The sequence below is a fragment of the Corynebacterium sp. HMSC06C06 genome, assembly GCF_001807295.1.
GTDB lineage: Bacteria > Actinomycetota > Actinomycetes > Mycobacteriales > Mycobacteriaceae > Corynebacterium > Corynebacterium striatum.
In genome coordinates this window covers 272-25,342 of sequence record NZ_KV788480.1, presented here as the reverse complement: position 1 = coordinate 25,342, position 25,071 = coordinate 272, and the positions used below count along the sequence as shown (strand labels likewise).

Here is a 25,071-nt window from a genome sequence, read left to right as displayed (position 1 = left end):
TCACCGCTTGGCTAGTCTAGGTGCTGGTGCTGCGGTGCCACCACGAGCGGCTTCGGGGAGTATTGTCCGCGCAGGTTACGCAGAATGCCGGCGTGCTCCCACAGTGCCTTGTCTTCAGCCGTCTTCGGCGTGAACTGGCGTGCTGCAATCGGCTGCCAGTCCGCGTCCATCGCCATGTAGGACACCGTGGCGTGGATGGCGGTCTCCAAGTTCTGACGTCCGCCGCGGGGGTTGCCTGAGCGTACGTGAATGGACATCTGCATTGAGCGGGCGTCGGTTCGCATCATGCGGGCGTCGACCTCGATGAGGTCACCGATGGAAATCGGGCGGTAGAAGCGAATGCCGCCGGCGTAGACCGCCACGGTGTGCTCGCCGGACCACTCCATGGTGCAGGCCGCGCCCGCCTCATCGATCCACTCCATGGCGGTGCCGCCGTGGACCTTGCCGCCCCAGTTGACGTCGGTCGGCTTGGCCAGGAAGCGGTTGATCATGCGCGGGGCGTCGGAGGGCCCGTCATAAGTCTGCTTCTCCATCTCTTCCTCGATGGCCTTGCGCAGCTCAATGCGGGATTCCGCGGCTTCCCAAACGCGGCGGTGATCGTCGGAGGAAGGTTCAAAGGAAGGAACTGGGGTGGATTTGCCGGTTTCCGGGTCCTTGGCCACGAAGATGACCAGGCAGTCGCACGCGCGGGTGAAGATGCCGTCGCGCGGATCGGCAGATAGCACCTCGTTCACGATGTGCATCGAAGAACGGCCCGTCATTGCGATGCGCGAGCGCACCTCCACCAGGTGGCCCGAAGGGATCGGGCGAGTGAAGTGAATGTGTCCCACATAGGCGGTCACGCAGTACATTCCGGACCACTGCACCGCGCATGCGTACGCGGCCTTATCGATCCACTCTAGGACGCGGCCGCCGCCAATGCCCTGCGCACCAGCGATGGTCATGTCCGTGGGCGCCGCCATGAATCGAAGCGTGATCGATGGCGACTTTGCGGTTTCAGTATTCTCTTGTTCCGGAAGGGTAAGTGACATGCATAGAAAGTTATCAGGGAGGCCGGATTAGCGCATGAAAAATAAGGTAGACCCAGCGGCCACGCGCGCTGCCGTGGTGGCGGTCCAAGACTGGATAAAACGCCCCGATGAGGTGGAAAAACCAGGTAGGGCATTGCTTGCCGACGCCGTGCGGCGCACCGCCCGCACCCTCGAAGCGGACGCGCCGGGGCACTCGGTGGAACTGCGGGTGCCCCCATTCGTGGCAGTCCAGTGCATCGAGGGTCCCCGTCATACCCGCGGCACTCCACCCAATGTGGTGGAGACCGACGCTTTGACATGGTTGCAGCTGGCTACAGGCTTGCTCAGCTGGGAGGACGCCGTTGGCGCAGCTCAGGTGGATGCCTCTGGCTCGCGCTCAGGGGAAATCGCTGCATGGTTGCCCATCATTCCGTTAGTCTCTACCGGCCACAACGGCTAGGATTGCAGCCGTGGTAGCTGAACTAACTCCCCATATCACCAATCTCGATGATCGCAGCGAGACCGAACCGCGCGAGGAATGCGGTGTCTTTGGCGTCTGGGCCCCGGGCGAAGAAGTATCGAAGTTGACCTACTTCGGTCTGTTTGCACTGCAGCACCGCGGCCAGGAGGCTGCCGGTATCGCTGTGGGTGATGATGACAGCATCGTCGTATTCAAAGACATGGGCCTCGTGGCCAACATCTTTGATGAATCCATCCTCGCGTCCCTGCAGGGCAACGTCGCCGTGGGACACACGCGCTACTCCACTGCGGGCGGTAAGGAATGGTCCAACGTGCAGCCCATGTTCGGCACCTCGCCGAGCGGCGTCGATATCGCGCTGGGCCACAACGGCAACCTGGTCAACTACCTTGAGCTGCGCGCTGAGGCAATCGATCGAGGGCTCATTAAGCCGCATGAAGAGTCGGTTTCTGACTCCATGTGCTTGTCCATGCTGCTTGCCGACGGCGTGAGTGAGGACGTTAGCGTCTTTGAATCGGCGCGCGCCCTGCTCCCTCGCGTTAAAGGTGCATTCTGCCTGACCTTTACTGATGGCCACACCCTCTACGCTGCGCGCGACCCGCACGGCGTGCGCCCGCTGGTGCTGGGCCGTTTGCCAAAGGGCTGGGTCGTGGCTTCGGAGACTTGTGCGCTCGATATCGTCGGCGCGCAGTTCATCCGCGAGATTGAACCGGGCGAGCTCATCTCCATCAACGAGGCGGGCATCCGCTCGGAGAAGTTCGCGGAGCCAACTCACCACGGTTGCGTCTTCGAGTACGTCTACCTGGCACGTCCTGATACCGACATCAAGGGCCGTTCGGTGAACGCGACGCGTGTGGAAATTGGGCGTCGTCTAGCGCGGCAATACCCGGCCCCAGATGCGGACCTAGTCATTCCTGTGCCTGAGTCTGGTAACCCGGCGGCCGTGGGCTATGCCCGCGAGTCCGGCATCACCTTCGCGCACGGCCTGGTGAAGAATGCCTACGTTGGTCGCACCTTCATTCAGCCCACACAGACCCTGCGCCAGCTGGGCATCCGCCTGAAACTGAACCCGTTGCGCGAGGTCATCGAGGGCAAGCGCCTCGTGGTGGTGGATGACTCCATCGTCCGAGGCAACACCCAGCGTGCGCTCATCCGCATGCTGCGTGAGGCAGGCGCTGCCGAGGTGCACGTGCGCATCGCCTCGCCACCGGTGAAGTGGCCGTGCTTTTACGGCATTGACTTCGCATCCCCGGGCGAGCTCATCGCTAACGCCAACCCGTCTGATGACCCGGAAGTAGTCTGCAAGACTATCTGCGACGCCATCGGTGCGGACTCCCTCGGCTTCGTCTCCATTGCGGAGATGGTCGCCGCGACCGAACAGCCGCAACACGAGCTGTGCACCGCTTGCTTTGACGGTGTCTACCCACTCGGCCTCCCGGCCGGCAACCCGAACGCTGAGGCCGTGCGCTCCTTGCTCGGCTCTGAATCTTAAAAGACTTGAAGGACTCAACAATGAGCGAGAACACTTACGCCGCAGCAGGCGTCAGCATCGAAGAAGGCGACCGTGCCGTTACCCTGTTTGCCCCGCACGCAAAGCGTGCCTCCCGCCCGGAGGTCATGGGCGGTCTCGGCGGTTTCGCCGGCCTGTTCAAGCTGGGCGATTACAAGGAGCCGGTCCTGGCCGCGGGTTCCGACGGCGTGGGCACCAAGCTGGCTGTGGCGCAGGCCATGGACAAGCACGACACCATCGGCATCGACCTCGTGGCAATGTGTGTGGATGACCTCGTGGTCTGTGGCGCTGAGCCGCTGTTCCTGCAGGACTACATCGCTGTGGGCAAGGTCGTGCCGGAGAAGGTCGCGGAGATCGTGAAAGGTATTGCTGAGGGCTGCGTCCAGGCTGGCGCTGCGCTCCTCGGTGGTGAGACCGCTGAGCACCCGGGCGTAATGGATCCGGAGGAGTACGACGTTTCCGCAACTGCAGTCGGCGTTGTTGAGGCTGACTCCATCCTGGGCCCGGACAAGGTCCGCGACGGAGACGTCCTCATCGCCATGGCTTCCTCTGGTCTGCACTCTAACGGCTACTCCTTGGCTCGTTACGTCCTGCTGGAGCAGGCTGGCCTGCCTCTTGACGGCCACATCGAAGAGCTTGGCCGTACCCTGGGCGAGGAGCTGCTTGAGCCGACCCGCATTTACGCCAAGGACTGCCTGGCGTTGACCGCTGAGTGCAACGTTTCCACCTTCTGCCACGTCACTGGCGGTGGCCTGGCTGGCAACTTGGAGCGCGTTATCCCTGAGGGCCTGACCGCTGAGGTCAACCGCTCTACGTGGACCCCAGGCCAGATTTTCAAGACCATCTCCTCCGTGGGCAAGGTTTCCCTCGAAGAGATGGAGAAGACCTTCAACATGGGCGTTGGCATGATTGCGGTTGTCTCCCCGGAGGACCGCGAGCGCGCTATGGCCATGATGGCTGCCCGCCACGTGGATGCCTGGGAGTTGGGCACCATTCGCGCTGCGGGCGAGGGTGAAGCTCGCGTCATCATGAATGGTGAGCACCCGAACTTCTAAGCCCGTCCAACCACTTCTGCTTTCGGCCTTCCAGTCTCTGCCACATCGCGGTGGAGGAGGGGAGGCCGTTTGTGGTTTGCCATTTGGGGCGTCTGTCCCGCGGCAGCCAAATGCAGTCGGAGCCTAGTGTGGCTCCAAATGGTGAGGTTACACTGTAATCACTGTGACTGCAGTGAGCTCCTGGGGCGGGTGACGCCTCACCTCACCATTTGTTCCTCACCATTTGGAAATGCCGGCCGAGGGAAGGCCGAGGGAAGGCCGAGGGAAGGCCGAGGGAAGAGCAGGGGCGGCTCAGGCAGACCAGGGAAGAGGCCGTGAAGAGCAAGACAGTGCGGGTAAGAGCAGGGCAACGCGGGAAAGAGCCGGACAGCGGCCAAAAGCAAAGGGCCGCAACCGCGCGAAGCGGCTGCGGCCTACAGCTGGAGTTCCAGCGGCGAAAAGGAAAGCGCCTTAGCGCTTGCCCTCGTCGTCTTGGTCGTCTTCGTCCCACTCGTCGACGTAGTCGGCATAAGGATCTTCGTCCTCATAATCGTGGGAGTTATTCGGGTTTTGGGAGGCGAGCTCCCGCTGGAGCGAATCCAGATCCATTTCGGGCGAATTGTACTTCAGCTGGCGTGCAACTTTGGTCTGCTTTGCCTTTGCGCGTCCGCGTCCCATGTGCATGACCCCCTTGAGGTGAGTAGGGCGTTCCAGGGATTCTTGGACGCCCCATCGGCTTAAATCTAAAAGTGAATCTTCCTGTTAGACACAATAGCCTGTGTGACGAAAAAATTCCGAACCACCCCCTAGTTATTGCAAAAGTAGTGGTATAACTCGCCTCTTTCGGCCATTGAGTTAGCGGCCACGCAGCTTTTCCACGGCCGCGCGCCCAGCCTTGGCCCCTTCGTCGGTAGGCAAGGAGTCCTCTTCCACAGACGCGGCAACGTCGCCGATCGTTAGCTGACCGCCCGTGAGCGCGGAACGCTTGATCAATGCCAGGGCAATCGGGCCATAGTCGCAGTCATCGACAATGGTGCCCAGTCGACCCACGCGGCGCCCGCCCAGGGTTACCTCGTCACCAATCGCAGGCCGGTTTGGAGCCGAGCCATCGAGGTAAAGCATCACCAGCAAGCGCGGGGAACGGCCGAGGTTCTCCACGCGGGCCACGGTTTCCTGCCCGCGGTAGCAACCCTTGTCCAAGTGCACAAAGGCCGGTCCCTGCGAGCGGCGAATCCAGTGCGGTACCTCATGCGCGATTGCTTTGTCGTCCAAGTCCGCGGCGAGCTCAGGTTCCAACGCGCGCACGCGCTCCGCGGTAAATGCCATCAACCCCACGAGGGTTCCGCCGGCTGCCTCCAGATCGGCCACGGCCTCACCGAGGCGCGAGCGCGGAATCAGGTGGTCGGTGCGATGGGGCCCGCGCCATACGACGTCCCGGGAAAGTACCGCATCAGCCGGTGCGGGAAGCGCTTCGCCCAGCACAGTCACCACGGCTAGATCCGCCTCTTCCACGGTTACCTGGGACCAGAAGATCATCTTGGTCAAAAAGCTCAGCAGCGAATCGAACTGCGCTGCAGGCACGTCGAGATAGAACGCATCCTCGACACGGGAGAGGTCTACCTGGTGGAGCACGTGGCCCTGCATATCGAGGTCGAGTGCGCCGGCATGGAAGCCGGAGGAGACGTCGTCTAGCTTCTGCGAAAGCAGATTATTTAGGAACGTTGCGGCTTCAGGGCCTGCAACTTTGATGACACGGCGCTGGGATCGGTCCACAATCGCGGAACCGGTCTCTACTGCTCGCTGCTCCACGAGCGGATCGCCATAGTGCCAGGCGATACCGACGGCATCGATAAGCGTGGCGTCTTGGATTTCTGATGCGCCGGGGCGCTGAAGAAGTGGCGAAGAATAACTCACGGGTTCCGATGGTAGGGCATAATGAAAAATATGGAGTTCACGCCTCGAAAAGAGCCGGTCATCTACGTTGTTGAGCCTTATGGCGGCTCGGTGCGCAAGCATTTGCCGTCGTTGCCGCTCGTCTATTGGGATGACGCCGCAGTTACCCGGGGAGACGGAATCTTTGAGTCTCTGCTTATCCGCGATGGCAAGGCCGCGAACCTCGCGCGCCATGGCCAACGATTTATTAACTCGGCGCTGGCTCTCGAGCTGCCCGAGCCGCAGTTGGAGAAGTGGGAAGAGGCCACCAACCTGGCTATCGCCGACTATTTCGGGCCTGATGGCCAAGGCGAGGCCAAGTGCACCTGGACCTATACCCGCGGGCGCGCCTTGACCGGGCACCCCACCGCGTGGGTAGTGGTGCAGCCCATCGACGCCAAGATTATTGAGCAGCGTGCCAAGGGAGTGAAGGTCATGACCACACCGCGGTTGTGGCAGGTGGCTGAGGAGCTTCCCGCCAAGACCCTGAACTACGCGGCCACAATGGCCACGCTGCGCCTGGCGCGAGGCAAGGGCTTTGAGGACGTGATCTTCACCGACCCGGAGACGGGCTTGGTGCTGGAGGGCGCGACGTCGACAGTCGTGGCGGTACGCGGTGACAAGCTGCGTACCCCGGCGGGCAAGGGAATCCTGCCGGGCACTACCCAGGCCGCGCTTTTCGAGTACGCCACGGAAAAGGGCTATCGCTGCAAGGCCAAGGAGATCACCCCTGGATACCTGGAGCGCTCTGACTCTGTGTGGTTGGTCTCCTCGGTACGTACCGCTGTGCGCGTGACTAACCTTGATGGGACAAGGCTAAAGGCCCCAGATAACGCTGCGGAAATCCGGGACCTCTTGGATGCTGCTCTGGCGCGTTAGCCTGCCACGCGGGTGAGCTCAGCGGACATGTAAGGGCGCATCTCGCCGTCGACCATGCGCTCGTCTACCCAGCCGAGGTTGTTGTTCGGCATCAAGCCGTACATGCGCTTGCCCGGGCCAAAGTTCTTCGGGCCCGTCTCCGTGACCATGGTGGAGGCGGATTCCAGCTGCCATGCACGCTCGTTGAAAGGCTCGCCGTAGAAGATTTCCACGATGCCGTTGGAAGAGGTGTAGGTCATTTCGATCTCGTCCTTGAGCGAGATGCGCCAGAAGCCGCTTTCACGGATATCCGCGCCGCTTGGCTTGCCTTCGGAATCGATGCGCCAGGTGCGAGAACTAAAGGTGAGGTAATTTTCGCCGTCGTGGCTCACGATGAGCTGCTGGCCAAAGCTGTACTGCTCGCCGGTGGTGTCATGTGCTTGGCCTTCGCCCTGCCATACGCCCACGAGGGGAAGGAGAGCCAGCAGGCCGTCGTGCAGGGAAGGACCCTGGCGCAGGTTAGCGGTCTCTTGCGCGAGTGGGTTCTCCACGATGTCTACTGCAGGGATATTGCGGGAAGCTGCGTCTTTCCACGCCTCCGCGGCGTGGTTTACGGCGTCGTTGCCGTTGATCTTCTGGGTGCTATTTTCGTTGCTACTTTCGCTCATGACGCACCAGCCTAGTCGTCTATGTACGTCAACAACCACTAGGCTGGTTCGCTGTGCGAGTACTAGCAATTTCAAATCCGAACTCGACTTCTCAGAGCGATGCCTTGTTCCGGCAGGTCATTCCGCTGCTTCGCGACGTCGAAGGCGCTCACATGCGCATGCAGTTCACCCATTACGCGGGGCATGCGGAGGAGATCGTGCGCGGAATGACACGCACTGATTTCGACGCCATCGTGGTCTTTGGCGGCGACGGGACCGTTAACGAGGTGGTCAACGGCCTGTTGGGGCCGGCTGACCGAAAGGACCGTCCGCGACCTGAAGAGCTTCCTGTCCTCGGCGTAGTTCCCACCGGTTCCGCGAACGTCTTTGTGCGTGCACTGGGAATTCCCAATACCCCGGTGGAGGCGGCCCACGTCTTGGCTCGCCTCATGGAGCGCGACACCCGCCGCAAGATTCACCTGGGTACGTGGAACGACCGTTGGTTTGCGGTCAACGCTGGTTTTGGTTTGGACGCCGACGTTCTTGCCCGAGTCGATCGCGCACGAGAGATGGGCTTTTCGGCCACGCCGCTGCGCTACCTCGCGGTTTCCGCGCAGGCTTACCTGCGGGCGCGCGTCATCCCACCGGAGATTTCCGTGCACGCGGTCAGCCGCGCAGGTGAGAAATTCACCGCCCACAAGGTCCCGCTGATGTTTACCTCGAATACCAACCCATGGACGTTCCTGGGCCCGCTTCCCGTGGTAACCAACCCGCGCAACTCCTTCGACGCGGGCCTGGGGCTATTTGGAGTTTCTGACTTGGGCGGCATCCATGGCCTAGTGGGCATGCTGCACCTGATGGGCGTGGACCGTCGGCGCTTGCTGTCCAAGATCACGCAGGCGCGTGCGCTGCAGTTCGACGATGCACAATCGGTTGATTTGGAGACGCCAACTCCGAAGCGCTTCCAAGCCGACGGCGAGTCCGTGGGCAAGTTCACCGAGGTGCACCTCGAATCGGTGGCAGATGCCATTGAGGTCTTCGCGCCCCTGCAGCCGCGCCCGCCCCACGAGCGGAGCGTGCGAGAGATTCTGCGCGACTTGATTCGCATCAAGTAGGCGCTGCCAGGCAACCGAGTTGCTAGTCCGCGAGCCACCCCCAGGGCTAGCTGCCCTCGTTAACCTTCTCCGCAGTGTCCTCCGCCTTTTGCTCGGCGTCCTTAACGGCCTTCTCCTCTGAGCCCTCTATTTCGAGAGGGGACAGCTGCGTGGACTTGAGCTTGATGTTGCGGCGTTGGACCTCGAAGGTGATCGAGCCGCCGTGGAGCTTGACGGACGTCGCCTGTGCAGGAAGTGGCAGCTCGCGGGTATCGAACTGGAGGGTAAAGGCCTTGATAAGGCGCGGGTCTTCGGTGTCGTAGACGTTCATGTGGAACTGCTCGCCGACCAAGCGCAGCGCCACCTTCACGGTGGACTTCTTTGTATCGCCCGGCAGCGTGCCCGTCAGCTCAGCCTCTGCCGCGGTGCCTCCGATGGGGGAGATGTTGTCGGGGTTGGCAATCGAGAGATCCGTAATCCCTAACAAACGTCCGAGCGCTACGCCATCGAGGCTGATACCGCGCGTGTACGTGGATACTGGTGCGCCCTCAAACTTGCCGCTGAAAACCTGCTGCGGCGTGATGGTGATGTCACGCATTGTGGTTGAGGCGTTGACCATGCCGAGCTTGGGTACCTCGACGTCGAGCGACTGCACCTCGAGATAAGGAATCTCCTTGGTTAGCGCAGCCAATGTATAAGGGATGCCGCCAATATAGACGTCGGGAGTGTTCTCCAGGCGCGAGACCGCCTTCGATTCCTGAGCCACTGTGTGCTCAGCGTGCATGGCCACTGCGGAGTCGCTAAGCCAAGCGATGCCGCCCACCAAGGCGACGACACCAAGGCGGACAATATGGCGGTTGATTTGGAGAACAGTCACCCCTCTATTCTTACCGCACGTACCCTGGTGGGCATGAATATCGAATCCCTGAATCTCACCCAAGACGCCGATCTCGCAGACAAGGTACGCGCTGGTGCCGAGCAAGCGCGCCGGGCAGATGGCATCGCGCCCTTGTCCGAGCAGTTCCTGCTTGGCCTGAGCGATGCGCGCTTGGAGCACCAGCATTACCTCGCCAAGGAAGGCGAGCAGGTAGTCGGTATCGCCGCTGTGGCCGGGCAGGATGTGGAGCTTTTTGTTCACCCCTCTCATCGCGGGCACGGCCTGGGCCAGGGCCTCATTGAACACGTTCGCGCCGCCCAGCCGCATGCCCATTTCTGGGCGCACGGGAACCTGCCGGCAGCACGCGCGTTGGCGGCCCGCAACAATCTGCACCTGGTGCGACAGCTGCTGGTGATGGAGGTAAACGGGCAGAACCTGGCCAAGCACGCCGCGCTTGACGACGCCCCCTTTACCCACCTTAGTTACACCGATTCCGTTCAGCGGTGGGGCAAGGACTGGGTGGAACAGGAATGGGTGCGCGCCAACAACGAGGCATTCTCGTGGCACCCCGAGCAAGGTGGCTGGGATCTTGAGCGCTTGCACCGCGGAATGGAGGCGGATTGGTTCGATCCGGCGGACGTCCAATTCATGTGGGATGAGGAGAAAACCTCACCTCAGGGTGCTCCAACGATGGTCGGATTCCACTGGACCAAATGGCACACAGAAGAAACTCCTGAGTTTGGTGAGGTCTACGTGATCGGTCTTTCGGAGGCTTATCGCGGTCAAAAACTAGGCGGTCCATTGCTTCACGACGGCCTTCACCGCATGGTGGAAAAGGGAGCTGAGCGGGTAATTCTCTATGTTGAGGCGGATAACGAGCCGGCCGTGACGGCGTATGAACGTTTGGGCTTCGAAGTTATTGAAGACCATTCCGTCTATTCGGATCGTGATTAGCCTCATGCGGATTGGGGACATGTTCACTTTTTGTTCACCTGAAACTACTACTGCGGTTAACCCGCTCCGGTTAGCTTTACATCCCGTGAGTTAACCGCGGTGTTGGTAATCATCTTTCAGCTCTTTCGCGAAATACCAATGCGAAGTGCGGTTTCCTCGGACTAACAATCTCTGTTCTTCGTTGAAAGGTTTCCCGTGACCCGCAACTTCAAGCGCACTGCTGCAATCTTCGGCATCATCGCCGCAACTTCCACCGGCCTCGTTGCCTGCTCTGAGTCCGGCTCCGGCTCTGAGGGCGGCTCTGAGGTCTCCGGTGACCTCACCGGCGAGGGTGCTTCTTCCCAGAAGAGCGCAATGTCCGTCTTTGAGAAGGCATTCCTGGCTGACTACCCAGACGCTAACTTCTCTTACACCTCTTCCGGTTCCGGCGCGGGTGTTGAGGCCTTCACCAACGGCACCGTTGACTTTGCTGGTTCCGACTCCGCTCTGAAGGAAGACAAGGGTGAGGTTGAGGCTGCCAAGGAGCGTTGCGAGGGCAACGACGCATGGCACCTGCCAACCACCATCGGCCCAGTTGCTATCGCTTATAACCTGGGTGACACCGAGGTCAACCTGAAGACCGAGACCCTGGCAAAGATCTTCAAGGGCGAGATCACCAAGTGGAACGACAAAGAGATTAAGGCTGCCAACGAGGGCACCGAGCTTCCTGACACCGACATCACCGTCATCTTCCGTTCTGACGAGTCTGGTACCTCTGACAACTTCCAGAAGTTCCTGAAGACCGCTACCGGTAACTGGGACGATGAGGGCAAGCAGTTCCCAGACGCTGTCGGTGAGGGCGCAAACGGCTCCTCCGGTGTTGCTGACCAGGTTGCTTCCATCGAGGGTGCAATCACCTACGTTGAGGCTGGCTACGCACACCAGAAGGAAGGCGACGGCGTTAAGATTGCCAAGATCGACTTCGGCAACGGCCCTGTAGAGCTCTCCAACGAGTCCGTCGGTGTTGCACTCGACAACCTGGCATTCAAGGAGACCGGCTCCGAGCACAACATGGTTGTTGACTCCGAGGCTCTCTTCGGTTCCGACACCGCTGGTGCTTACCCACTCATCCTCACCACCTACAACATCGTTTGCTCCGCTGGTTACGATGAGGAGACCTCCGCTCTGGTGAAGGCCTTCATGAACACCGTTCTGGAGAACCAGAACGCTGACCTCGAGGCTGCTGGCTTCATCCCAGTCGCCGGCGACCACCTTGACCGCCTGAAGGCTGCGGTCGAAGCAATCCAGTAATCCTCTGGGCCCATACACTGCTTGCCCCCAAATCCGTTCCACTGAGCGCCTTTGGGGGCTGCGGTATGTCTTATAATTTCCAAACTTTCCGTTGAAAAGGATTTCGTAGTCTCATGGCAGACAACAATCTCACCACGGCGCCGGTCGATGAGCAGGACGTAATCGCAACGTCCCAGCCTGCACTCGGCACTGACGGTTCTGAGGTAGCTTCCGTTGCTACCGGCGCGGGCGTAAAGCGCCCCGGCGACCGCGTCTTTGAGTTCCTCTCCACTGCTTCCGCAACGCTCATCACGGTGATGATTGCGGCTATCGCTGCCTTCCTGATTTGGCGCGCAGTTCCTGCGCTCAACGTCAATGAGGGCGGATTCCTGGGATTCTTTACCTACGGTCAGCGTTGGGAAACCAACGACACCGACGCAATGAAGTTCGGTATCCCGACCATGTTCGGATCGACGATCCTCATCTCCGTCGTGGCTTTGTTGATTGCCATGCCGATTGCACTCGGTATCGCCATCTTCCTTTCCAACTACGCTCCGGCACGCGCGGTTAAGCCACTGGGCTTCCTCGTTGACATGCTCGCAGCAGTTCCTTCGATTGTTTACGGTCTGTGGGGCTGGCAGGTGCTCGGCCCAGCTTTGTCGGGCTTCTACACCTGGCTGCACTCTTGGGCTGGTGGCTTCTTTCTCTTCACGACGTACGACAACTCGCCCTCCTTCACTACCGGCCGCAACATTTTTACCGGTGGCATCGTGCTGGCAGTGATGATTCTGCCGATTATCGCTGCTACCGCACGTGAGGTCTTTGTCCAGACGCCTCCGGGCCAGATCGAGTCCGCTTTGGCACTCGGCGCGACCCGCTGGGAAGTTATCCGCATGACCGTTCTGCCATTCGGTATGTCCGGCTACATCGCAGGCTCCATGCTGGGTCTGGGCCGTGCACTGGGTGAGACCATGGCTCTGTACATGGTTGTCTCCCCGCTGATTGACTTCCGCTTCTCGCTCTTCGACGGAGGTACTACCTTCGCAACGGCGATTGCTCTAGCAGCTTCCGAGTTCGGTAACGAGATGCGTGCAGGTGCATACATCGCGGCCGGTCTCATGCTGTTCTTCCTGACCTTCGTGGTCAACGCCATTGCCCGTTCCATCGTGAAGAACAAGTAGGAGGAAGAAAACAATGTCTACTCCAGTAAAGACTCTGCCTCAGAATTCCGGTTCTGTCTTCCTCGATATCTCTGCAGGCCGCAAGACTGCCAACAACGTCGCCACCATCATCGTGTGGGCCACGATGATTCTGGCCATGATTCCGCTCGTCTGGGTACTGTGGGAGCTCTTCACCCGCGGTGCTGGTGCCATCCTTAACCCCGAGTGGTGGACCCTTTCCCAGCGCGGAATCCTCGACACCGAAGCCGGTGGCGGTGCACTCCACGCCATTATCGGTACTTTTGTACAGACGATTCTCGCGACGCTTATCTCCGTGCCAATCGGTATCTTCACCGCTATCTATCTGGTGGAGTACTCCCGCGGTGGCCTGCTTAGCCGCCTGACCACCTTCATGGTGGACATCCTCTCTGGTGTTCCTTCCATCGTTGCTGCACTGTTCGTCTTCGCAATGTGGATTACTCTCTTCGGCTTCGAGCGCTCCGGTATGGCTGTGGCACTTTCCTTGGTTCTGCTGATGATTCCAATTGTCGTCCGCAACACCGAGGAAATGCTCCGTGTGGTCCCAATGGACCTGCGTGAGGCCTCTTACGCCCTGGGTGTTCCAAAGTGGAAGACCATTGCGCGAATCGTTCTGCCGACCGCCCTCTCCGGCATCGTCACCGGCATCATGCTGGCTGTGGCCCGTGTTATGGGTGAATCCGCTCCGGTTCTGGTCTTGGTGGGTTCCACCTCTTCCATCAACTGGGATGCAATGGACGGCGCTATGTCCTCCTTGCCGCTGATGATGCTCGACATGTACAAGTCCGGTGCACAGCCGGCTGTTCTGGACAAACTGTGGGGCGCTGCGCTCACCCTGGTCCTCATCATCGCAATCCTCAACATTGGAGCTCGCATCATTTCTGCGAAGTTCTCCGTCAAGAAGTAAAACGCCGTCCCACTTAAAACCTCTCAACAGGAGTATCTTTCAATGTCAAAGCTTGAGCTCAACGACGTGAACATCTACTACGGTGACTTCCACGCCGTACAGAACGTCAACATGCAGATTCCAGCACAGGCAGTTACCGCATTCATTGGCCCTTCTGGCTGTGGCAAGTCCACCGTTCTGCGTACCCTCAACCGCATGCACGAGGTCATCCCAGGTGCATCCGTGAAGGGTGAAATTCTTCTCGACGGCCAGAACATCTATGGCCCGAAGGTTGACCCAGTTTCCGTTCGCAACACCATCGGCATGGTGTTCCAGAAGGCGAACCCATTCCCAACCATGTCCATTGAGGACAACGTCGTGGCTGGCCTGCGTCTGTCTGGTGAGAAGAACAAAAAGAAGCTGAAGGAAGTTGCTGAGAAGTCCCTGCGTGGCGCAAACCTCTGGGACGAGGTTAAGGACCGTCTGGACAAGCCGGGCGGCGGCCTCTCCGGTGGTCAGCAGCAGCGTCTGTGCATCGCTCGTGCGATTGCAGTCGAACCAGAGGTTCTCCTCATGGATGAGCCTTGCTCCGCACTCGACCCAATTTCCACTCTGGCTGTGGAGGACCTCATCCACGAGCTGAAGGAAAACTTCACCATCGTTATCGTTACCCACAACATGCAGCAGGCAGCTCGTGTCTCTGACAAGACCGGTTTCTTCTCCCTCGAGGCGACCGGTAAGCCGGGCCACCTCGTAGAGTTCGATGACACCACCACCATCTTCAAGAACCCATCCAAGAAGGACACCGAGGACTACATCTCCGGCCGCTTCGGCTAAAGCACCAGTCTCACTTCTTGCTCGTTCCTGTGAACGCGTAGAGCCCTCGCACTCCTGCGACTATCTTGCTGCGGAATGCGAGGGCCCCTTTTATTCCCCGGATTGCGTGATACCGAATCCTGAAGTGTTTTTAGACTTGCGTAGATAATTTATGTGCAAACGCAGAAACCCGACTTATCCTCTTCAATTGCGGCTTGAAAAGGGCTAGTCGGGGTATTGCTTTTAGCGGCGGAACTGACGCTCCAATTCGGCCATGCGGGATTCGAATTCCTTATCCCGCTCTTCCTCGCTTAGCTTGGCCATGTATTCCTCTGGTGCCAAGCCCGTGGACAGGTAAATGATGCGGCCTGCCACAGCGACGCAGTGGTCCGCGAAGCGCTCGTAGTAGCGCGTCATTTGAGCGGTTTCAACTGCTTCGCGCACGCTTGCTTTCCACTCTCGTTGCGTTAAGTAGGAGAGGAGATAGTGGTTTATGTCGTCGACAGCGTCATCCTCAGAAGCCATCCTCAATGCGGTGTCGGGGTCCGGCGTAACGAGGATTTCGCGGAGCTTTTTACTCATGTCAGTGACGAGGCGGTAGAGCTCCTCGAAGTAGCCGATGCAGTCAGCAGGGAGGACGGACTCGGGGTGGCGGCGCCGAGCAGCGGAGGCGACGTGCTGCGCCAGGCGGCCCATGCGGTAGAGATCCTCGACGATGTAGATGGAGGAAACTACCTGGCGAAGATCCTTGGCCATGGGGTTTTCGAGGGCGAGGAGCAGCACTGCGCGTTCCTCGCAGCGAGTGCGAACTTCGTCGAGGTCATCGCGCAGCGACAGGGACTCCTCGGCCGGCTGGAGTTCGGATTCCAGAAGGGCTTCGGAGGCTTTGGTCATGATGGTGTGGACGATGTCTCGCATGATGATGAGGTCATGCGAGAAGTCGTCGAGGTGTTCGCGATAAGCGGTACGCATGTCGAGAATAATAGACCAATTTTTGGTCTAGCGCTCGTTAAGGTTTTATTTATCCACCGGAGTGCATGATTTCCGCGCCCTCCGGCACGGTAGCGTCCTCTGGGTCGTCCAGCCAACCTTCCGGAAGGACCACCTTGGCGGGTGAGCCTTGACGCCCACGGGCGCCATCTGCGTCGTCGGCAAGCGCCTGCGAATTAGCCCACGGTGCCAATAGTTCCCGCAGGTTATCCACGGATTCGACGCGTGCCAGGCCCGAGCGAACCTCGCCGCCGACTGGGAATCCACGCAGGTACCAACCCACGTGCTTGCGGATATCGCGGCTTGCCTGGCGCTCGCCGTCGTGCTGTGCAAGTAACTCTGCGTGGCGAATCATAGTCTTCGTTACTTCACCCAGTGTCGGCTCTGCCGGGATGGGCTCGCCGCGCAGCTCGGCGGATAGTTCTGCAAAGAGCCACGGGCGGCCCAAGCAGCCGCGACCGACGACGACGCCGTCGCAGCCTGTCTGCTCCATCATCGCGCGCGCATCGGTGGCCTTGAAGATGTCGCCGTTGCCAAGCACGGGAATGCCCGAGTCGGCGAGATGTTCCTTCAGGCGTGCGATCTCGTTCCAATCGGCATGACCCGAGTAGCGCTGCGCGGCAGTGCGTCCGTGGAGTGCAACCGCGGCTGCACCTTCCTCGACGGCGATACGGCCGGCGTCGAGGTGCGTATGGTGCTCGTCATCGATGCCCACGCGCATCTTTACGGTAACCGGGATGTCGGTTCCTTCAGTTGCCTTTACCGCTGCTGCGATAATGTTGCCGAAGAGGCGGCGTTTGTAGGGCAGGGCGGAGCCGCCACCACGACGGGTCACCTTAGGTACGGGGCAGCCGAAGTTCATGTCGATGTGGTCTGCCAAGTTCTCGTCCACAATCATCTTGGCTGCTTTATATGTGTACTCCGGATCGACGGTATACAGCTGCAATGAACGGGGGTTTTCTTCCGGCCCAAAGGTGGTCATGTGCATGGTCTTTTCATTGCGCTCCACGAGGGCGCGCGCCGTCACCATTTCGCACACATACAGGCCTGAGACGGTGCCTGTTTTCTCTATTTCTTGTTCGCGGCAGAGCGTGCGGAAAGCCACGTTGGTCACGCCCGCCATAGGGGCTAGGACAACGGGGGAGTTGAGCTCGATTTTTCCGATTGCAAGATTCACGCAGCCAATTGTGCTCTTTTAGCAGGTTGGGTGGCAAGTTGTCGAAGGCGGTGTGACGGGGGTGTGTAAGTTTGCGAAGATTTCGGTAAAACCTCAACAAGTTCGCTAATGTGGTGCATGTAACTCGCAGGGGTGGACCGTTACCTAGGTCTTTTCCCGTATAAAAAGGAGGATTTACCTTGTCCGATAGGATCGCATACGCGCCATTTAAGGACCTCGTTGTTTCTGCTGACGAGGCTGCAAAGTTTGTCAGCAACGGTGACCGTGTCGGAATCTCCGGCTTCACCGGTGCTGGCTACCCAAAGGCGCTGCCGACCGCCATCGCTGAAAAGGCTAAGGCTGCACACGCAGCTGGCGAAGAATTCAAGATCGATCTCTTCTCCGGTGCTTCCACCGCTCCGGACTGTGACGGTGTTCTGGCGGAGGCAGACGCTCTGCGCTTCCGCTCCCCGTACAACTCCGATCCGATGCTGCGTAACAAGGCAAACGCCGGTGAGATTCTTTACCAGGACATCCACCTGTCCCACTCTGGCCAGCAGGTTGAAGAGGGCTTCTACGGTGACTTCCAGGTAGCTATCATCGAGGTCGTTCGTATCCTCGAGGACGGCAATATCATCCCGTCCTCCGCAGTAGGCAACAACCTTGAGTATATCGAGGTTGCAGACAAGATTATTCTGGAAGTTAACTCCTGGCAGTCCGAGAAGCTCGAGGGTATGCACGATATCTACAAGATTGAGAAGCTGCCAAACCGCCAGCCAATTCCAATCACCAAGGTTGATGACCGTATCGGTACCACTTACATCGAGCTTCCAACCGAGAAGGTCGTTGCAGTTGTTGAGACCAATGCTCCGGACCGCAATGCTCCGTTTAAGGCACCGGATGAGGTCTCTGAGAAGATCGCCGCTAACTTCATCGAGTTCCTCGAAGGCGAGGTTGCTGCTGGACGCCTTGAGTACGACAAGTTCATCATGCAGTCTGGTGTGGGCAACGTGCCAAACGCTGTGATGGCAGGTCTGCTCGAGTCCAAGTTTGAGAACATTCAGGCATACACCGAGGTCATCCAGGATGGCATGCTTGACCTCATCGACGCAGGCAAGATGACTGTTGCTTCCGCGACCTCCTTTGCACTTTCCCCGGAGTACGCAGAGAAGATGAACGCTGAAGCTGAGCGCTACCGCAAGCACATCATCCTGCGTCCGCAGCAGGTCTCCAACCACCCGGAGGTTATCCGCCGCGTGGGTCTCATTTCCTCCAACGGCATGATTGAGGCCGATATTTACGGCAACATCAACTCCACCAACGTTGGCGGCTCCCGCATCATGAACGGCACCGGCGGCTCCGGTGACTTCACCCGCAACGGTTACATCACCACGTTCGTTTCCCCGTCTGTGGCAAAGGACGGCGCAATCTCCGCGATTGTTCCTTTCGTTTCCCACACTGACCACACCGAGCACGACACCATGGTCATCATCACCGAGTACGGTGTCGCTGACTTGCGTGGTCTCGCACCGCGTGAGCGCGTGGAGAAGGTCATCGCCGTGGCGCACCCGGATTACCGTCCGATGCTGGAGGAGTACTTTGAGCGCGCGAAGGCGAACAAGTTCGTCCACACCCCGCATGATCTGAAGACCGCATTCGATTTCCAGATCAACTTCGCTGAGAAGGGCGACATGCGCGGCTAATCGCTTGCAACGTTAACCCTCGGCAGTTTGCCGGGGGTTATTTCGTATTTACTGGACTGGGATACTAGACTGGTTCAGCGTTGGGCCTTTAGCTCAGTTGGTAGAGCTACGGACTTTTAATCCGCAGGTCCCGGGTTCGAGCCCCGGAGGGCCCACAGCAGGAATCCCTCGGCATAACGATGCCGAGGGATTTTTACTTGCCTGGTGGTTATCAGGGCTTTTGAGCCGGGGTGAAGAGAGCATAGGGAGAAACGTTTCTTCCAAACAATGCAGCCAAGCCGCGTCAGGTCGGTGGCCGGTGCAGCTATATTCAGGGCAACATCTGCGCCTGTGTTGCCGACGCAGCGTCCTGTGGATTCGCGGTGGGGGCTATTTTGCTATCAAGCGCTCAATCGGTCCTCCGCGCATGCAGGCGCATTATGAAATGATGCGCCCGCACATTAACAACAGCTACACCATCGGGTGTTTCTCGGACTCCAATCCTCGCGGAGGAGCGGGAGGGTTACCTCAACATTGTTGGGTAAAAAGCTTAGTGCTTGACCAGCTTTTTGATGGCGGTCATCGCTTCTTCTAGCTTTTCTTTGGCTACCTCGCCGTCCTCGGCGGCGGCGCCGGCCACACAGTGCTCGATATGGTCCTGGAGGAGTGCTAAAGAGACGTTTTCTAGGGCAGAGGTCACCGCGGAAATCTGCGTGATGATGTCGATGCAGTACTGGTCTTCCTCGATCATGCGATGGATGCCGCGGGCTTGACCCTCGATGCGCTTAAGGCGGGTAAGGTACTTTGCCTTGTTTTCACTATCCGCGTTGTAGCCGTGCACATGTGGCTCATGACAAGCGCAGGTTTCGTGCTGGTCAGACATGATGTTTCGCCTTTCGTCCGGGGCGATTTTGTATCGCGTGGCATCTCCAGTATATTTTTAAAACGTTGCTTCAAGGCAACGGGCCCCCATCGTCTAGCGGCCTAGGACACCGCCCTTTCACGGCGGCGGCACGGGTTCGAATCCCGTTGGGGGTACGAAGCTCTTTTGCTTCATACCGGTCTTTTTAAGGCCACAATTCAATATGGCCCTGTGGCGCAGTTGGTTAGCGCGCCGCCCTGTCACGGCGGAGGTCGCGGGTTCAAGTCCCGTCAGGGTCGCCATATTGCAAGCCGGTTCCAGGATTGGGGCCGGCTTTTGTCATGTCCAAGTCCCATTCCGGTGGCGCAATTGTGTTCTGGGTCATGCGCTCTTTGCTTAGAGCTTTAGTCGGTATCTGCGTGCAGTGTGTGCCCGAGACAATCGGTGAACAAGATAGGTATGGCAGCGGGGCACGACTAGGCCTGCTAGACGCGGTGGCTGCGCTGGTGCTTGCGCTGACTGGGGTGGCTACCTGGCCGACGCGTGCGGAGGATGCTGGCGCGACGTCGGAAAGCGCGGCGTGAATTTTGGATGCATCGAGCTCGATGACATAGCCAGGGTCAAAGTCGACCTTCGAGCCAGTGGGTTTCGATAGGCCGCAAGTCACGACCAACGCCGCACGGTCAAACGAGACTCAACGCGAGACCTATGGTGAGGATCGTCCTAACTGACAATTTGAGCGTCTCTGATCGACGATCTGGAGCCTTCGTTGGCAACTGTGCAGGTTTCTTCTTCTCGGCCGAGTGCTGGTCGCGTTAGCCCCGCCGTGGAAGCAAAGCAGCGCCAAATAGCCCTAAAGAATTGTCCTGAAATTGCTGTTAAGGTGCGGATTTGTCTAGCTTTAAGAACGTTGTGTAGAGTAATTATTCGTGCCAGAGAGCACAGCAACTATAGAATATGGCCCTGTGGCGCAGTTGGTTAGCGCGCCGCCCTGTCACGGCGGAGGTCGCGGGTTCAAGTCCCGTCAGGGTCGCCGAAGTCTTTAGTGGCTTCTGGCCAGATAGCTCAGTCGGTAGAGCACACGCCTGAAAAGTGTGGGGTCGCCAGTTCGATCCTGGCTCTGGCCACAAATCAACCCCCTTCTTCAGAAGGGGGTTCTTTTGGTTTTGTAGAAATGGTTTAATGGGCCACATGACTACTTCTGTTGCACACCAAACTGACACCTCCCGTTTCGTAATTGCCGTTGATGGGGAAGAGGCCGGCTTCGCGGAGTACGCCGACACCGCAGAAACCCGCGATTTCCACCACACCGTGGTCCACGAGGGCTTCCAAGGCCAGGGCCTGTCCAAACCGCTCATCAAGGCCGCTCTGGAGGATGAATCCACCGTCGGTAAGCGCGTCATCGCCAGCTGCTCTGCCGTCGCGGGCTTCATCGAGAAGAACCCGGAATACCAGCACCTGCTCGAGAACTAAAACCTAAAAGTGGACCCCACGTTCGTGTGGGGCCCACTTTGCCGCGCTTGGCGACGTCGCAAAGCAACAGCTAGATGTAGTAGTCCGGGTCGACCAGTTTGATGCACTCGTCCTTCTTGCGCGGCCTATTTGTGGCCGGAATGCCGATGGCAATGTGCTGTGCCGGAACGTCCTTGGTGACGACCGCGTTTGCACCGATAGCGGAGCCCTCACCGATGGTGATAGGGCCCAGCACTTTGGCACCAGCACCGATAGTGACGTTGTCCTCAACGGTGGGGTGGCGCTTGGTCTGAGTAAGAACCTGACCACCCAGGGTGACGCCGTGATAAATCATGACGCCATCTCCGATTTCGGCGGTCTCACCAATCACGATGCCCATGCCGTGGTCAATGAAGAAACGGCGGCCAATGGTGGCTCCAGGGTGAATCTCAATGCCAGTGAAGAAGCGGTTAATCTGCGCCAGAATTCGTGCAGGGCCACGCCATCCGCGCTTCCACATCCAGTGACAGATCCGGTGAACCCAAATCGCGTGCAAGCCTGAGTAGACAATGGCATTTTCTGCATCACCACGGGCAGCTGGATCATGATCACGGGCGTTCGCCAAATCCTCGCGGATCATCTTCAGGATGTTCATGTGGTTCATACTACTGTCATAGAAAAAGCACCCACCAAGAAGATGGGTGCTTTAAATTCAGAAAGCTTATGCTTCGCGGATGTCCTCGAAGAGGACGGTGGAGACGTAGCGCTCACCGAAGTCCGGCAGGACGACCACGATGGTCTTGCCCTTGAACTCTGGGCGTGCAGCCAGCTTCAAAGCAGCGGAGACGTTCGCGCCAGCGGAGATGCCAACGAGCAGACCCTCGTCGGTTGCCAGCTTGCGGGAGGTTGCGATTGCCTCCTCGTTGGTGGCGGTCAGGACCTCGTCGAGAAGCTCGCGGTCGAGAACCTCAGGGACGAAGTTTGCGCCGATGCCCTGGATCTTGTGCGGACCTGCGTGACCCTCGGAAAGAACAGGGGAGTCAGAAGGCTCGACTGCAGCCAGGTGCAGGTCCGGGTTCTGGGACTTCAGGTAACGGCCCACGCCGGTAACGGTGCCGCCGGTGCCCACGCCTGCGACGAAGGCATCAACCTTGCCCTCTGCGTCCTTCCAGATCTCCGGACCGGTGGTTGCCTCGTGGATCTTCGGGTTTGCCTCGTTGGCGAACTGGGAAGCGAGGATGGCGTTGTCGGTGTTGGCGATAATCTCGTTTGCCTTGTCGACTGCGCCCTTCATGCCGGCAGCACCTGGGGTGAGGACAATCTCTGCACCGTAAGCGCGCAGCAGAACCTTGCGCTCGTTGGACATGGTCTCCGGCATAGTGAGGATGACCTTGTAACCCAAGGTGGCGCCAGCGAAGGCAAGTGCAATACCGGTGTTGCCGGAGGTTGCCTCAACGATGGTGCCGCCTGGCTTCAGCTCGCCGGATTCAACGGCGGCGTCGATAATGGCCTTGCCAATACGGTCCTTAACGGAGTTAGCAGGGTTAAAGGACTCAACCTTAACGAGAATCTCGGCGTCGAGACCCTCGGTGAGGCGGTTGAGGCGTACCAGCGGAGTGTTACCGATGGTTTCTAGAATGTTGTTGTAAACAGCCATTTTGTGGACTCCTTGGGAAATCTGTTCTTGCGTACCCCAGTCACTGTACACCACGCCACTAGACCAAGTGGTATATAAGTTCTGTACCGATCATTCGGGCACCGTTTGTTGGATTCCGATCAATGTTTAATGGTAAGGCGATTTATTATTACCCCCGTTCGCCGGTTATACTGCGGTGAAGGTGTTCTTTTACCCCCGAATTGTGTGGTGGGTATGGGTGCACCTACTGGTTACCCCCAACTAGGAGAGATTCTCATGGAGCCGCATCGCCTCAAAGATGATGACGAAGCCGTACGCGCCGCCCTGTCTTCCCTGAAGACCGCAACCGGCATTCCAGTCACGATGTATGGAACCCTACTTCCTGATAACCGCCTGCAAATCACTCAGTGGGTTGGGCTTCGCACTCCCGCTTTGCAAAACCTCATTATCGATGCCGGTGTAGGCGTCGGTGGTCGCGTTGTTAGCACACGGCGCGCGGTTGGTGTCTCGGACTACTCTCGCGCGACGACCATCTCGCACGAAAACGACCGTCACATCCAGGACGAGGGCCTGCACTCCATTGTTGCTGTTCCCGTTACTGTGCAACGCGAAATTCGTGGAGTGCTTTACGTGGGTGTCCACTCGCCGGTGCGCCTGGGTGACAAAGTCATCGAAGAGGTGACCATGACTGCCCGCTGCCTGGAGCAAGATTTGGCAGTTAACTCCGCTATGCGTCGCGCCGACGGCGGCAAGAGTGGCGCAGCGCGCGGCCATGTCATGAACGGTGCGGAGTGGGAGCAGGTTCGCTCCACGCACTCCAAACTGCGCATGTTGGCTAATCGGGTTGAGGATGAAGACCTGCGCAAGGAGCTTGAAGCTCTGTGCGACCAGATGGTTTCCCCGGTGCGGGTCAAGCAGTCCACCAAGCTTTCTGCCCGCGAACTCGACGTCTTGTCCTGTGTCGCGCTCGGTCATACCAATGTGGAGGCCGCAGAAGAAATGGGCATTGGTGCCGAGACCGTTAAGTCTTACTTGCGCTCTGTGATGCGTAAATTGGGCGCACACACTCGCTACGAAGCGGTCAATGCTGCCCGTCGAATTGGCGCTTTGCCCTGATAGATTCATCTTTTTAGACCGGATGCCCCTGAAGCTTGCAGAAGTTTTTCAGGGGCATCCGGTAGTTTAGGGAGATGTGAAAGACCAATTTATTGTCTCCGGCGGTGCTCGACTCGAAGGCACGGTTGTGGTTGATGGCGCAAAGAATAGCGTTCTCAAGCTCATGGCCGCAGCCCTTCTCGCAGAGGGCACTACGACGCTGACCAACTGTCCGCAGATCCTCGATGTGCCCCTGATGCGCAAAGTTCTTGAAGGTCTCGGCTGTGAAGTGGAAATCGACGGCTCCGTAGTTTCCATCACGGTCCCAGAGAAACCGCAGTCTAATGCTGGTTTTGATGCAGTCCGGCAGTTTCGCGCTTCAGTTTGCGTGCTCGGCCCACTGACTGCTCGGTGTGGTCATGCCAAGGTAGCGCTGCCTGGCGGAGACGCTATTGGTTCGCGACCTCTCGACATGCACCAATCGGGTCTGGAAAAGATGGGTGCCCGCACACGCATTGAACATGGTGCTGTGGTTGCGGAAGCTGATGGACTTCATGGTGCAAGCATCAAGCTCGACTTCCCTTCGGTGGGTGCTACGGAAAATATCCTTACCGCCGCAGTCTTGGCAGATGGAGAGACCGTTCTTCACAACGCAGCGCGCGAACCCGAGATTGTCGACCTGTGCACGATGCTCAAGGAAATGGGTGCAAATATCGAGGGGGAGGGAAGCTCTACCATCACGATACGGGGTGTGGAGAAGCTGCATCCAACCGAGCATAAGGTCATCGGAGATCGCATCGTTGCGGGCACGTGGGCCTATGCGGCGGTTATGACGCAAGGCGACATTACGGTCGGTGGAATCGCTCCGCGCCACCTTCACCTGCCACTAGAGAAGCTGAAGTCCGCCGGCGCGGAAATCGAGGCTTATGACAACGGTTTCCGTGTCTGCATGCGCAAGCGTCCAGTAGCGGTGGATTATCAGACTCTGCCTTTCCCGGGATTCCCCACTGACTTGCAGCCGATGGCCATCGGTCTTTCTGCGATTGCGGACGGCACCACCATCATCACCGAGAACGTCTTCGAGTCCCGCTTCCGCTTCGTGGACGAGATGCTGCGCCTTGGCGCCGATGCACAGGTGGACGGTCACCACGTGGTGATCCGCGGCCAGGAAAGGCTGTCGTCCACGCATGTGTGGAGTTCCGATATTCGTGCGGGCGCCGGCTTGGTTCTTTCCGCACTGTGCGCGGATGAGGTGACTACGGTGCATGACGTCTTCCATATTGACCGCGGCTATCCCAATTTTGTGGAGAACCTGAAGCGTCTAGGAGCTACCATCGAGCGCACCCAAGAGCCCGAGCTTTATTAAACGCTTGACGACGTCTCTTTCACTCCCCAGCATGCACGCCAAAAGGCGTTGTGTGCTGGGGATTTGTGTTGGTTGGATGTGGTGTGTAACTTTATGTGAGTCAGCGCGACCGACAGCGCCCCACAGTCACGCAGTGACTGGCTGAAGTGGCGGGAGGAAAACAGGCCCTGACGAAAATAAATTTTTTGCTCATGATGAGCTGTCACCATTCAAATGGTGTCTGTTCGTTGTGTGGCGATGATGTCTGAGAACTCAATAGTGTGCCAAT

25 protein-coding genes and 5 tRNA genes are annotated in these 25,071 nt (G+C 58.8%); 20 read left to right on the top strand and 10 right to left on the bottom strand.

The window, feature by feature from the left end; translation table 11 throughout:
* Positions 1-11: 11 nt before the first annotated feature.
* Positions 12-1,031: an acyl-CoA thioesterase gene (locus tag HMPREF3153_RS02940; protein ID WP_046646036.1), complete on the bottom strand. Its 1,020-nt coding sequence runs from the start codon at positions 1,029-1,031 to the stop codon at positions 12-14.
* A 34-nt stretch (positions 1,032-1,065) separates the two neighbouring features.
* Between HMPREF3153_RS02940 and HMPREF3153_RS02935 the strand changes: the two genes are divergently transcribed.
* From HMPREF3153_RS02935 to purM, 3 genes are read left to right on the top strand one after another with little or no spacing between them, the layout of a single operon-like run.
* Positions 1,066-1,470 carry a sterol carrier family protein gene (locus HMPREF3153_RS02935; RefSeq protein ID WP_070419958.1) on the top strand — a complete coding sequence of 135 codons (405 nt, stop codon included), beginning with the start codon at positions 1,066-1,068 and terminating at the stop codon, positions 1,468-1,470.
* Positions 1,471-1,480: 10 nt separating this feature from the next.
* Positions 1,481-2,980, top strand: coding sequence for an amidophosphoribosyltransferase (gene purF / locus HMPREF3153_RS02930; protein ID WP_070419957.1), 1,500 nt, complete (start codon positions 1,481-1,483; stop codon positions 2,978-2,980).
* 20 nt (positions 2,981-3,000) lie between these two features.
* On the top strand, positions 3,001-4,053 hold the full coding sequence (gene purM, locus HMPREF3153_RS02925; protein ID WP_005531349.1) for a phosphoribosylformylglycinamidine cyclo-ligase: 1,053 nt from the start codon (positions 3,001-3,003) through the stop codon (positions 4,051-4,053).
* 450 nt (positions 4,054-4,503) lie between these two features.
* On the opposite strand, the gene HMPREF3153_RS02920 is transcribed toward purM, so the two are convergent.
* Both HMPREF3153_RS02920 and HMPREF3153_RS02915 read right to left on the bottom strand, forming a co-directional pair.
* Positions 4,504-4,710 carry a DUF3073 domain-containing protein gene (locus tag HMPREF3153_RS02920; RefSeq protein ID WP_034657466.1) on the bottom strand — a complete coding sequence of 69 codons (207 nt, stop codon included), beginning with the start codon at positions 4,708-4,710 and terminating at the stop codon, positions 4,504-4,506.
* Between the two features lie 177 nt (positions 4,711-4,887).
* On the bottom strand, positions 4,888-5,946 hold the full coding sequence (locus tag HMPREF3153_RS02915) for a CAF17-like 4Fe-4S cluster assembly/insertion protein YgfZ (RefSeq protein WP_070419956.1): 1,059 nt from the start codon (positions 5,944-5,946) through the stop codon (positions 4,888-4,890).
* A 30-nt stretch (positions 5,947-5,976) separates the two neighbouring features.
* On the opposite strand from HMPREF3153_RS02915, the gene HMPREF3153_RS02910 reads away from it, so the two are divergent.
* Complete coding sequence (locus HMPREF3153_RS02910; RefSeq protein WP_371440894.1) at positions 5,977-6,843, top strand: aminodeoxychorismate lyase; 867 nt, start codon at positions 5,977-5,979, stop codon at positions 6,841-6,843.
* On the opposite strand, the gene HMPREF3153_RS02905 is transcribed toward HMPREF3153_RS02910, so the two are convergent.
* The gene (locus HMPREF3153_RS02905; protein ID WP_070419954.1) at positions 6,840-7,490 is read right to left on the bottom strand and encodes a heme-binding beta-barrel domain-containing protein; all 651 of its coding nucleotides are present in this window, start codon (positions 7,488-7,490) and stop codon (positions 6,840-6,842) included. The two genes, HMPREF3153_RS02910 and HMPREF3153_RS02905, sit on opposite strands and share 4 nt — an antisense overlap.
* A 53-nt stretch (positions 7,491-7,543) precedes the next feature.
* Here HMPREF3153_RS02905 and HMPREF3153_RS02900 point away from each other — a divergent pair, with 53 nt between their 5' ends.
* Entirely contained in the window at positions 7,544-8,584 is a 1,041-nt protein-coding gene (locus tag HMPREF3153_RS02900; RefSeq protein WP_070419953.1) for a diacylglycerol/lipid kinase family protein, read from the top strand.
* A gap of 46 nt (positions 8,585-8,630) precedes the next feature.
* Here the strand turns inward: HMPREF3153_RS02900 and HMPREF3153_RS02895 are convergent, their stop codons facing one another.
* On the bottom strand, positions 8,631-9,440 hold the full coding sequence (locus tag HMPREF3153_RS02895) for an LmeA family phospholipid-binding protein (RefSeq protein ID WP_070419952.1): 810 nt from the start codon (positions 9,438-9,440) through the stop codon (positions 8,631-8,633).
* Positions 9,441-9,473: 33 nt separating this feature from the next.
* Here HMPREF3153_RS02895 and mshD point away from each other — a divergent pair, with 33 nt between their 5' ends.
* The 5 genes from mshD (at position 9,474) to pstB (ending at position 14,585) form a co-directional block, all read left to right on the top strand.
* Positions 9,474-10,394, top strand: a complete 921-nt coding sequence (mshD, locus tag HMPREF3153_RS02890; RefSeq protein ID WP_070419969.1) for a mycothiol synthase — start codon at positions 9,474-9,476, stop codon at positions 10,392-10,394.
* Positions 10,395-10,589: 195 nt separating this feature from the next.
* On the top strand, positions 10,590-11,684 hold the full coding sequence (pstS, locus tag HMPREF3153_RS02885) for a phosphate ABC transporter substrate-binding protein PstS (protein WP_005531368.1): 1,095 nt from the start codon (positions 10,590-10,592) through the stop codon (positions 11,682-11,684).
* 113 nt (positions 11,685-11,797) lie between these two features.
* Positions 11,798-12,844: a phosphate ABC transporter permease subunit PstC gene (pstC, locus tag HMPREF3153_RS02880; RefSeq protein ID WP_070419951.1), complete on the top strand. Its 1,047-nt coding sequence runs from the start codon at positions 11,798-11,800 to the stop codon at positions 12,842-12,844.
* A gap of 13 nt (positions 12,845-12,857) precedes the next feature.
* Positions 12,858-13,769, top strand: a complete 912-nt coding sequence (gene pstA, locus HMPREF3153_RS02875) for a phosphate ABC transporter permease PstA (RefSeq protein WP_046646029.1) — start codon at positions 12,858-12,860, stop codon at positions 13,767-13,769.
* 42 nt (positions 13,770-13,811) lie between these two features.
* A complete protein-coding gene (gene pstB / locus HMPREF3153_RS02870; protein ID WP_005531374.1) occupies positions 13,812-14,585 on the top strand; it encodes a phosphate ABC transporter ATP-binding protein PstB in 774 nt (257 codons plus the stop codon).
* Positions 14,586-14,807: 222 nt separating this feature from the next.
* Here the strand turns inward: pstB and phoU are convergent, their stop codons facing one another.
* A complete protein-coding gene (gene phoU / locus HMPREF3153_RS02865; protein ID WP_046646027.1) occupies positions 14,808-15,536 on the bottom strand; it encodes a phosphate signaling complex protein PhoU in 729 nt (242 codons plus the stop codon).
* A 49-nt stretch (positions 15,537-15,585) separates the two neighbouring features.
* Positions 15,586-16,731: a tRNA dihydrouridine synthase DusB gene (gene dusB, locus HMPREF3153_RS02860; protein WP_005531378.1), complete on the bottom strand. Its 1,146-nt coding sequence runs from the start codon at positions 16,729-16,731 to the stop codon at positions 15,586-15,588.
* Between the two features lie 179 nt (positions 16,732-16,910).
* Here dusB and HMPREF3153_RS02855 point away from each other — a divergent pair, with 179 nt between their 5' ends.
* Together HMPREF3153_RS02855 and HMPREF3153_RS02850 are read left to right on the top strand one after the other, a co-directional pair.
* Positions 16,911-18,413, top strand: a complete 1,503-nt coding sequence (locus HMPREF3153_RS02855; protein WP_070419950.1) for an acetyl-CoA hydrolase/transferase family protein — start codon at positions 16,911-16,913, stop codon at positions 18,411-18,413.
* A gap of 82 nt (positions 18,414-18,495) precedes the next feature.
* Positions 18,496-18,568 (top strand) — tRNA-Lys (locus tag HMPREF3153_RS02850).
* A 374-nt stretch (positions 18,569-18,942) separates the two neighbouring features.
* Here the strand turns inward: HMPREF3153_RS02850 and HMPREF3153_RS02845 are convergent.
* The gene (locus HMPREF3153_RS02845) at positions 18,943-19,275 is read right to left on the bottom strand and encodes a metal-sensitive transcriptional regulator (RefSeq protein ID WP_046646025.1); all 333 of its coding nucleotides are present in this window, start codon (positions 19,273-19,275) and stop codon (positions 18,943-18,945) included.
* An 82-nt stretch (positions 19,276-19,357) separates the two neighbouring features.
* Between HMPREF3153_RS02845 and HMPREF3153_RS02840 the strand changes: the two genes are divergently transcribed.
* The 6 genes from HMPREF3153_RS02840 (at position 19,358) to HMPREF3153_RS02815 (ending at position 20,727) form a co-directional block, all read left to right on the top strand.
* A tRNA-Glu gene (locus HMPREF3153_RS02840) sits at positions 19,358-19,430 on the top strand.
* A gap of 49 nt (positions 19,431-19,479) precedes the next feature.
* Positions 19,480-19,556 (top strand) — tRNA-Asp (locus tag HMPREF3153_RS02835).
* Between the two features lie 39 nt (positions 19,557-19,595).
* Positions 19,596-19,838, top strand: coding sequence for a hypothetical protein (locus HMPREF3153_RS02830; protein WP_070419949.1), 243 nt, complete (start codon positions 19,596-19,598; stop codon positions 19,836-19,838).
* A 375-nt stretch (positions 19,839-20,213) separates the two neighbouring features.
* A tRNA-Asp gene (locus HMPREF3153_RS02825) sits at positions 20,214-20,287 on the top strand.
* Positions 20,288-20,308: 21 nt separating this feature from the next.
* Positions 20,309-20,381: transfer RNA gene (locus tag HMPREF3153_RS02820), tRNA-Phe, on the top strand.
* 55 nt (positions 20,382-20,436) lie between these two features.
* Entirely contained in the window at positions 20,437-20,727 is a 291-nt protein-coding gene (locus tag HMPREF3153_RS02815; protein WP_070419948.1) for a GNAT family N-acetyltransferase, read from the top strand.
* A gap of 70 nt (positions 20,728-20,797) precedes the next feature.
* Here the strand turns inward: HMPREF3153_RS02815 and epsC are convergent, their stop codons facing one another.
* Together epsC and cysK are read right to left on the bottom strand one after the other, a co-directional pair.
* On the bottom strand, positions 20,798-21,361 hold the full coding sequence (gene epsC / locus HMPREF3153_RS02810) for a serine O-acetyltransferase EpsC (RefSeq protein ID WP_100087528.1): 564 nt from the start codon (positions 21,359-21,361) through the stop codon (positions 20,798-20,800).
* A gap of 66 nt (positions 21,362-21,427) precedes the next feature.
* On the bottom strand, positions 21,428-22,363 hold the full coding sequence (cysK, locus tag HMPREF3153_RS02805; protein WP_049064319.1) for a cysteine synthase A: 936 nt from the start codon (positions 22,361-22,363) through the stop codon (positions 21,428-21,430).
* 255 nt (positions 22,364-22,618) lie between these two features.
* Here cysK and ramA point away from each other — a divergent pair, with 255 nt between their 5' ends.
* Positions 22,619-23,458, top strand: a complete 840-nt coding sequence (ramA, locus tag HMPREF3153_RS02800) for an acetate metabolism transcriptional regulator RamA (protein WP_049160464.1) — start codon at positions 22,619-22,621, stop codon at positions 23,456-23,458.
* 76 nt (positions 23,459-23,534) lie between these two features.
* Positions 23,535-24,803, top strand: coding sequence for a UDP-N-acetylglucosamine 1-carboxyvinyltransferase (murA, locus tag HMPREF3153_RS02795; protein WP_070419947.1), 1,269 nt, complete (start codon positions 23,535-23,537; stop codon positions 24,801-24,803).
* The last annotated feature ends 268 nt before the right edge of the window (positions 24,804-25,071 follow it).